Here is an 8,247-nt window from a genome sequence, read left to right as displayed (position 1 = left end):
TGAGGGCTCAGCAGACCCAGCACCACCAGAGCCAGGTTGAGCCAGAGTGCCACCCCCCACTGACTCAGAAGCCACGCCTGCCACATAAACGCTCAGAAGGGGGTGAAATTGCAACCGAGGTTGACATTCTCCCTGCCCTAAAGGGTAAGGATTCTTTCCCAGGTCGCAGGATGATCCCCACTTCCTGAGCCACACCACCCTTGCGAGTGATGGGGGATGCCATGACCCCAACTACTGGGATGAACTCGCAGATACTTTTCCTGTTGACACTGCGCCATATTCAAGTTGGCGGAGTTCAACCAGCACCATAGCACAAAGCCGCCCTGTTCAGCTTGCTGCCGCGCAGCGGTAGGACGGGGCTTGCAACCCAGTTTTCTTGGTCAACTACAGAAACGGAGAGGGAGGGATTCGAACCCTCGACGGAGCTTTTGGGCCCCGTAACTTCTTAGCAGGAAGCCGCTTTCGACCACTCAGCCACCTCTCCAGGGCTAGCAGGGGCAACAAGCAGGCTGGGATCCAGCCACCAGTTCACCTATTGTAGGGGATGGGATCCCACCCGACAACTGCCCCCTGACCCGCTCTGCAAAGACTCCGTCCCGCTATCGCGATCAGCCGGGATCCCTCCTGGGGTTGGGTGAGTCTAGCTCACCACCTGCAGGTAAATATCGAAGCTGCCGCTATTGTCGCCGTAGCTGCCCTTGGCGTCATTGATGTTGAAGGCAATATCCAGGTTGGGATCCAGATCCACCTCTTGGGGCTGCTCTGGCGAGGACTCGAAAACCTGATGGGCCACCAGTTGGGCGTTGGGTTGAAACAGCACAATCCCGTAGCGGCAGAGGCCCGGGTAGCGCCACTCCTCAGGGGTCGGGATCCCTTTGCCAAGGGGCGAGCGGATGCTGGTGGAAAACGAGAAGCCATAGCGCCAAGCCACATTCCTGGGGAAAAAGCGGATACGGCTGGCCCGCAACGGACGCCCTTGCCAGCGTAAAATGTTGCCCGCCTCTTGGTTCACCCGCAGGTCACGGAAAGCCATCCAAGCCTGTAAAGCTTCTTCTTCAGGTTGGATCCCTTCGATGGCCAGGGCCTGGCTCCAATCCAAGTCACTGCCATCGCAGGTGATCTGCCGCGGAATTTGCGCCAAATCCAGTTGTGCCAACCCCAGGGTATCAGACGCAGATTGGGTAAACATCTATCTCTCCTTTTTCCATCTGATTTTTCAAAATGACTCCAGAAAGGATGGGCTCCCTCCCCAGAGATTGAGGAGCCGCAGGGATCCCAAAAATGTGTCTAGGGAAGGGTTGTAAGAGACCAACCTATCCACATCTCCCCTGCTGGGTAGAGAATGTCAGATGCACGATGCCCAACGGAGCTGAAAACCTCAAGCTCTTGCCCAAACGGATGAGAGGTTGGGAGTTCAAGCCCCTTTAGCAATAGATCAACTTTACTTGATGAATAGGAGCTATTCCCGAAAAAAGAGCCCTTTGCAATACTTTTTTAGGGAACCTTAGAGAGTTGTTAATCCCCTGTGACTTGGCTGCCCATAAAGACCAGAATCCAAATCCGGGTTTGGTGCAGATCTTCCAGAGACTCGTATTCTGGAACACATTAGTTTGTGCAATCCCCTGTTGAGCACTCTTGCACTCGACCCCTGGGCTCTCCCCGACCCGGAGCGCTCTGGCAAGCGCTTTTGATTTGATAAGATCGCCGTCATAGGTCTCGCAGGGTGCCCGGCGCCCACCGCATGCACGACAACCCCACTTCCATCTCTACTGACTTCGAAATCATCTCTCTGTCCGATCCTCAGCAGGCCATGTCTTTGGCGGGCATTCAGGAGGCCAACTTGAGGTGGATCAGTCGCTCCAGCGGTGCCTCTGTAACGCTGCGCGGACAAGACCTGTATCTGAAAGGCACTCCTCAACAGCGGCAGCAGGTGCGGCAATGGCTAGAATTGCTGAAGCCGCTTTGGCAAACTGGACACCCTGTTACTGTGATCGATGCAGAGCAAGCTTTTCGCGCCCTCTCCGGCCAGGAGGCTGCCGCCTATCAGCAAGCACAAGCAGGAGTTTTGGCCCGCACCCGCAAAGGGGAGCTCATCCGACCGAAGACGCCCCGCCAACAGGAGTATGTGCGAGCCATTCGCGCCCATGACCTCTGCTTTGGCATCGGGCCGGCGGGTACCGGCAAAACCTATCTGGCTGCCGTTGTGGCCATCACGGCTCTGCAAAACCGAGAGTATGAGCGCCTGATCTTGACTCGCCCGGCTGTGGAAGCGGGAGAAAAACTGGGGTTTTTGCCGGGGGATCTGGTGGAAAAGGTGGATCCCTATCTGCGGCCCCTTTACGATGCCCTATTCGAGTTTATTGACCCGGCCAAGCTGCCGCAGTTGATGGAGCAGGGGGTGATCGAAGTGGCGCCGCTGGCCTACATGCGAGGCCGCACTTTGAGCAATGCCTTCATTATTTTGGATGAAGCCCAGAACACCACCCCTGAGCAGATGAAGATGGCCCTTACCCGGCTGGGGTTCCGGTCGCGCATGGTGGTTACCGGGGATCTCACCCAAACGGATCTGGGCAAACATCGCACGTCGGGCTTGGCCGCCGCGGAGCGCATTCTGGCAGGGGTGGAGGGGGTTGCCTTTTGCTACTTCGACCAGCGGGATGTGGTGCGCCACCCTCTGGTGCAGCGGATTGTCGATGCCTACGCGCGCTACGAGGGGCAGTCGTGAGGCTGAGGGTGCTCTTTTTCGACGCTGTGGGCACTTTGTTTCGGGTGCGGGGCAGTGTGGGCCAGGTTTACGGCCAGGTGGCAGCGGAGTACGGGGTGAGGGTGGATCCCCAAGCCTTGGATCGCGCTTTTGGCCGAGTTTTTGCCCGGGCTCCAGCCCCGGCCTGCCCAGGGTTGACGGGATCCCCTTTGCCGGATTGGGAGCAGGCCTGGTGGCGTCAGGTGGTGCGGGAGACATTTGCCCAGGTGGGATCCCTGGCTGCCTTCGGAGAGCACCGGTTTGAGGACTTCTTCACCCAACTGTTTGAGCACTTTGCCGGGGCGGATCCTTGGGAGCTGTATCCCGAGACGCTGCCGGTTTTGCGGGCCCTGCAGCAGGAAGGGATCCGGCTGGGGGTGATCTCCAACTTCGACAGCCGCTTGCCCAGAGTGCTACAGCAGTTGCAGTTGGATCCCTACTTTTCCAGCCTCACCCTCTCCACCCAAGTGGGCTATGCCAAGCCCCATCCCCGCATCTTCCAAGCTGCCCTGGCAGCCCACGGGATCCCCCCCGCAGCCGCCGGCCACATTGGCGACAGCCACCGCGAAGACTACCAGGGGGCAAAAGCAGCAGGCTTGAGGGCCCTTTGGCTGGATCGAGAGGGGAAGGAGAGCTCCGGCCCAGAGCGGATAGAAGATCTGTGGGGATCCCTCTCCATGCTCAACGGGCCGAAGCAGAATTGAGCAGCAGGGGGGTGAAAAGGCCACCTGGCTTGAGCAGGTAACGCCGCAGGTTCATCTGCCGCTCCAGCAGACAAGCATGGCCGCTCTGGGGAGAGATCTCTATCTGTGCTTGGGGCAGCCGTTCCGCCAGTCGGCCCACCTCCTGCACCGAGGGCAAGAGGCGATCCCGGCCCCCTGCCACCAGCAAAGTCGGCATGGTCATCAACTCCAGAGGCAGCTTCTCCACAACAAAGGATCCCAGCAAAGCCAAGCGCTGGGCAGCCACTGTGGGCTCAACACTGTGAACCGCCTGGCGCAGCCGCTCCCGATCCGGCGGCTCCATTTGGCTGAGCTCCGCCAAAGCCCCCAACCCTCGCTCCGACAACTGGTGATAGAGCGCCGGCGGCAAAAAGGGCAAGAGAACATGTCCTGCCCACCACCAGGGCCTACGTCGCAGCGACGAGGCTGGATTGACCAAAATGAGGCCACGGCACCGTTCCGGCCATTGGGCGGCCACCAACAAGGCCAGGCAGGCCCCAAAGGATTCTCCACACAAGTACGCCCCCGCTTCTAGCTGGGATCCCACCCAATCGGCCAGGGTTTCCCAGCTATCCCCCGCTTCCGGGTGGTTTAAACTCAGGGGGCGAATGCGAAACTCCCGCTGCAGAGCCTGCGCCTGCCGGTAAAACAACGTACCTGTGCCATCCATACCGGGCAAATACAGCAGCAGGGGCCGCTCCTGACCGACCGCTCCCGTTGCCGGCTCGCCACTCAACTTCCTCATTGCTCTGCCAATCCCAATCGCACCTGTTCTCGGGCCGCTGCAGTTAGCTCTTGAATGACCTGCATTCGCTCGCGTCGGGATCCCTGGCGCTGCTTCCTGCCCACCCAAAGGGGGGATCCCACCCTGAGCACCACCCGCCGATACAACACCACCGGATGTCCCCCTTCCTGTTGAAATCGGGGTTCAGTGGGGTCAAACCAGCGGAAAAAAGCCATGGGAATATCCATCCCCCGCCATTCTTCCTGCGCCCACACCGCCACCGGCAGAATCGGCAAGGGATCCACCGCTGCCGCCAGCGCCAGGTGGGCAAAACCCGGCTGAAACCGCCCCACCTCCCCAGGCGAGGTCTCACGGGTGATCTGCTCCGCCCCCTCTGGGAAGATCCCCACACCCACCCCCGCTGCCAAACTGGCCTGCGCCTGGCGAAAAAAATGGATTTGCTGTCGGGATCCCTGCTTGAGGGGAATGCAGTCCAAAGCCAGGGCGATTTCCCGCAGCAGCGGCACCTGAGCCAGGTAGTAATGGCAGGCAAAGCGAATCGGTCGGTCCAACCCCGCGATCAGCACCGGTGCATCCAGAAAACTGCGGTGATTGCTCACCACCACCAGCGGGCCAGCAGGAACACGCTCCCCTCCCTCCACCCACACTTCCGTCTGGAAAAGGGTAAGCAACAACTGGGCCAGCATCCTGGGATCCGGTGGCCAAGAGAGATCAGATCTGGCCGAGGGCAAAGGTTGCCCAACCGCTGCAGTCGCGACAGCGTTGTGTAGCAGCAAGGATCCCATCAGTAGTCCACCCCGCGCCGCAGATCGGCCCCCTGCTCGGCATAGTGCTTGTGGCTCACCATTTCCGAGTGGACAGAGGCCAACTCAAAGTAAGGTAAGGGGGCATGGCAGCGCCCCGTGATGATGATCTCCGTATCGCGCGGCTTGCGCAGCAAAGCCTGCACAATCGGCTCCACGTCCAACAGCTCCAGATCCACTGTCGGGTTCAGCTCATCCAGGATGATGGTTTTGTACAGGCCGGAAGCAATGGCCGCCCGCGCCAACTCCCAGCCCCGCTCCGCTTCTACATAGTCGATTTCCTGTTGTTTGCCCCGCCAGACAATGGCATCCCGACCGCAGCGCTGGTGATCCACCAAATCGGGGTAGCTTTCCCGCAAGGCCCGAATGGCTGCATCCTCGGTGTAGCCTGTTCCCCCCTTCAGCCATTGCATGATCAGCACGCGATGGGAGAGATCCTTGCTGATGCCGCGCCCAATGGCTTGCAGAGCCCGACCCAGAGCGCTGGTGGATTTTCCCTTGCCGTTGCCGGTGTAGATCTCGATGCCGCTGGAAGGAAGCTCGCCGTTGCGGGGATCCGCCGTCCGACGCAGGCTGCGCATTTCCGAATGCAAATCCGCCAGGTCGATAATTGCCTTAGGAGCACCCCGACCAGTGATGATCACCTCCATGGCCTCCGGCTTTTGCTTGAGGGTACTGACCACCTCCTCCACAGGCAACAGGCCCAGATCCAGCACCGGGTTGAGCTCATCCAGCACCACCACCGAGTAAAACCCCGACGCCAAAGCCCCTTTGGCCACATCCCAACCGCGGCGGGCCTCCTGACGGTCAAACTTGGTGATCTCATCTGGGCCGAAAAACTCTCCCCGCCCGGTGCGCAATTGATCGATGAGATGGGGGAAGCCTCGCTGCAGAGCCGCAATGGCCGCATCCTCAGCATAGGTTCGGCCTGGCCCCTTGAGAAACCGCACCAGCAACACCCGGCTGGGGGCCGCCTTTTCGATCCCCAAGCCAATCGAACGCAGCACAACCCCCAGGGCCGCCTGAGACTTGCCTTTGCCCTCGCCGTCGTAGACATGGATCTGGCCCCGTCGCCGGTCGAACTGTTGGGCAGTTACAATCCCGATTTCTGCCATGCCCCTCCGCGTCACCCCGCTGTGGGAAGATCCCGCTCTTCTACCCCCATCTTAGAGCCTAGCCAGAGCTTGGGCAGGAAAGAGAAACCTAAAAAGCTCCCAAGAGGCCGGAAAGACCGGGGTAAGATGAGCAATGGTTGTCCAGCCGATGCCTGTCTAGCGAGGGATCCCCCTTGTATCCGACTGCATTTTCTTCTCGCCCGTTGCTCCCTGCTGTGGATAGCCCTATTGAGCTGGTGGGGGGGACGCCGCTGATCCGTCTGCGGCGGGTTGCTGCCGATTTGCCGGAATCGGTACGGGTATATGGCAAGGCAGAGTGGTACAACCCTGGGGGTTCAGTCAAGGATCGCCCGGCCCTCAACATGATTCGCGCTGGCGAACGCCAGGGCAAGCTTACCCCCGGCAAGATCATCCTCGATGCCACCAGCGGTAACACCGGCATCGCCTATGCCTGGATCGGGGCGGCCTTGGGCTACAAAGTCAAGCTGGCCCTTCCCGCCAACGCCAGCCCAGAGCGCAAGAAGATCCTGGCTGCCTATGGCGTGGACTTGGTTCTGACGGATCCCGCTCTGGGATCCGATGGGGCCATCGAGAAAGCCCGCGCCCTCTATGCGGAAAACCCCGAGCTTTATTTCTACCCTGACCAGTACAGCAACCCCGCCAACTGGCAAGCCCACTACGAAACCACTGGGGTGGAGATTTGGGAGCAAACCCAGGGGCAGGTCACCCATTTTGTTACCGGGCTAGGCACCAGCGGCACCTGTATGGGGGTGGGGCGGCGCCTGCGAGAGTATCGCCCGGATATCCAAATCATTGCCATGCAGCCCGACTCTCCCTTCCATGGCCTGGAAGGGCTCAAGCACATGGCCACCGCTCTAAAACCTGAGATTTACGATCCCACCCTACCCGGCCAGCACATCGAGATCTCCACAGAAGCAGCCCAGAAAATGGTTAAGCGCTTGGCTTTAGAGGAAGGCTTGCTGGTGGGCATCTCTGCCGGGGCCAATGTGGTGGCAGCCCTAGAGGTGGCCCGTCAGCTCTCCTCTGGAGTGGTGGTGACCATCTTTTGCGACGGGGCTGACAAGTATCTTTCCGAGCGTTTCTGGACAGAGGATTAACTTTCAGGCATGGGGAGTATGTCAACAAGGCAGGACAAGCCGTCGGCTGCAAAATGGCCAATGCCCTTAACAACTCCACCCTTCTGTCGCTATGATGGTTAGGCTCGGAAGCGGATGTGGCGGAATTGGTATACGCGCACGTTTGAGGGGCGTGTGGCTTTGCCTTGCGAGTTCGAGTCTCGCCATCCGCATCGATCCCTCCCGGAAAGATGTGGAAAGTGGTACACCATTTACCCAAGATTCCATCGCTGGAGTCGCTTGGGAGTCTGGGAGAGAATGTTTCAGTTCTTCATCACAGAACCCGATTGAGAGCATCTTGTCCTGGACTCAACCATCGTTCGTGCTCACCCCTGCGCAGCCAAAGGGGAGCAAGCCTTGGGCAGGAGTCGAGGTGGATACAGCTGGCAAGAAGAACACACGAAAGTGATAGGGGATAGAGGATAGGATTCCCATCGATTTACGCAGAGGATAGGGGAGAGTCGGGTGGTGATTCCTTCTAGGAAGAAGAGGAGGGTGGTGCAAGATTACGACCGGCATGTTTACAGAGAGAGGCACCCAGTAGAGTGCTTTTTTCAGAAGCTGAAGCAGTATCGGCATTTGTTTTCTCGTTTTGACAAGTTGGCCAGGAACTTCTTGAGCTTTCTCGACTTCCCAGGTGCTCTCTTCTGGCTCAAATATACAAATATAAAGACCAACAGAACCTAGCAAGTTTTGGGGCATCCTGTGAACAGCTCTTAGGGTGCCTGCACGGACGGTGGGTTGTTGCGCAAAAAGGGCTGCACGGCTACAAATCCCAACCCAAACGATCCGACGACCAAGACGACTGCAGCAGCCATCCAAAGTACGGCAGAGCCCTGTGATCCGTGATGTTGCTCCCGTACCCGCTGATAAATGCCGGCGGAATAGGCCGAGGAGTCTGCTTCACCGAGATAGGGATCCGGGCCGCCCCTATCCTGCATCAACTCGTCCAGGGAAGGAACCTGGTAGCCAGTGCGGGGGTA

Annotated in this window: 7 protein-coding genes, 2 tRNA genes and 2 pseudogenes; 5 read left to right on the top strand and 6 right to left on the bottom strand. The window is 59.2% G+C overall.

Features of this window, described 5'->3' with window-relative positions; all coding sequences use genetic code 11:
* Positions 1–393 precede the first annotated feature (393 nt).
* Positions 394–484 (bottom strand) — tRNA-Ser (locus NW849_RS13300).
* Between the two features lie 156 nt (positions 485–640).
* The gene (locus NW849_RS13295) at positions 641–1,189 is read right to left on the bottom strand and encodes a hypothetical protein (protein ID WP_011433891.1); all 549 of its coding nucleotides are present in this window, start codon (positions 1,187–1,189) and stop codon (positions 641–643) included.
* Positions 1,190–1,762: 573 nt separating this feature from the next.
* Here NW849_RS13295 and NW849_RS13290 point away from each other — a divergent pair.
* Together NW849_RS13290 and NW849_RS13285 are read left to right on the top strand one after the other, a co-directional pair.
* A complete protein-coding gene (locus NW849_RS13290; RefSeq protein ID WP_414358203.1) occupies positions 1,763–2,725 on the top strand; it encodes a PhoH family protein in 963 nt (320 codons plus the stop codon).
* The gene (locus NW849_RS13285) at positions 2,722–3,447 is read left to right on the top strand and encodes an HAD-IA family hydrolase (protein ID WP_414358201.1); all 726 of its coding nucleotides are present in this window, start codon (positions 2,722–2,724) and stop codon (positions 3,445–3,447) included. Before NW849_RS13290 ends, NW849_RS13285 begins: the two co-directional genes overlap by 4 nt.
* On the opposite strand, the gene NW849_RS13280 is transcribed toward NW849_RS13285, so the two are convergent.
* From NW849_RS13280 to NW849_RS13270, 3 genes are all read right to left on the bottom strand, one after another.
* On the bottom strand, positions 3,425–4,210 hold the full coding sequence (locus NW849_RS13280) for an alpha/beta fold hydrolase (RefSeq protein ID WP_414358199.1): 786 nt from the start codon (positions 4,208–4,210) through the stop codon (positions 3,425–3,427). The genes NW849_RS13285 and NW849_RS13280 overlap by 23 nt on opposite strands.
* A complete protein-coding gene (locus NW849_RS13275; protein WP_414358197.1) occupies positions 4,207–4,896 on the bottom strand; it encodes a lysophospholipid acyltransferase family protein in 690 nt (229 codons plus the stop codon). Before NW849_RS13275 ends, NW849_RS13280 begins: the two co-directional genes overlap by 4 nt.
* A 98-nt stretch (positions 4,897–4,994) precedes the next feature.
* Positions 4,995–6,128 (bottom strand): cob(I)yrinic acid a,c-diamide adenosyltransferase, encoded by a 1,134-nt coding sequence (locus NW849_RS13270; RefSeq protein WP_414358194.1) that lies wholly within the window; start codon positions 6,126–6,128, stop codon positions 4,995–4,997.
* A 173-nt stretch (positions 6,129–6,301) separates the two neighbouring features.
* Between NW849_RS13270 and NW849_RS13265 the strand changes: the two genes are divergently transcribed.
* From NW849_RS13265 to NW849_RS13255, 3 genes and pseudogenes are all read left to right on the top strand, one after another.
* On the top strand, positions 6,302–7,246 hold the full coding sequence (locus tag NW849_RS13265; RefSeq protein WP_414358191.1) for a PLP-dependent cysteine synthase family protein: 945 nt from the start codon (positions 6,302–6,304) through the stop codon (positions 7,244–7,246).
* 110 nt (positions 7,247–7,356) lie between these two features.
* A tRNA-Leu gene (locus NW849_RS13260) sits at positions 7,357–7,437 on the top strand.
* Positions 7,433–7,951 (top strand): annotated as a pseudogene (locus NW849_RS13255) (IS5/IS1182 family transposase); the annotation flags it as partial. The gene NW849_RS13260 and the pseudogene NW849_RS13255, both read left to right, overlap by 5 nt.
* A 29-nt stretch (positions 7,952–7,980) precedes the next feature.
* On the opposite strand, the pseudogene NW849_RS13250 reads toward NW849_RS13255, so the two are convergent.
* Positions 7,981–8,247 (bottom strand): annotated as a pseudogene (locus NW849_RS13250) (hypothetical protein); the annotation flags it as partial.

It is taken from the genome of Synechococcus sp. R55.3 (assembly GCF_047461975.1).
Classification (GTDB): Bacteria; Cyanobacteriota; Cyanobacteriia; order Thermostichales; family Thermostichaceae; genus Thermostichus.
Note: the sequence above shows the minus strand (reverse complement) of the source record. Positions and strands in the feature narration are given on the sequence as shown.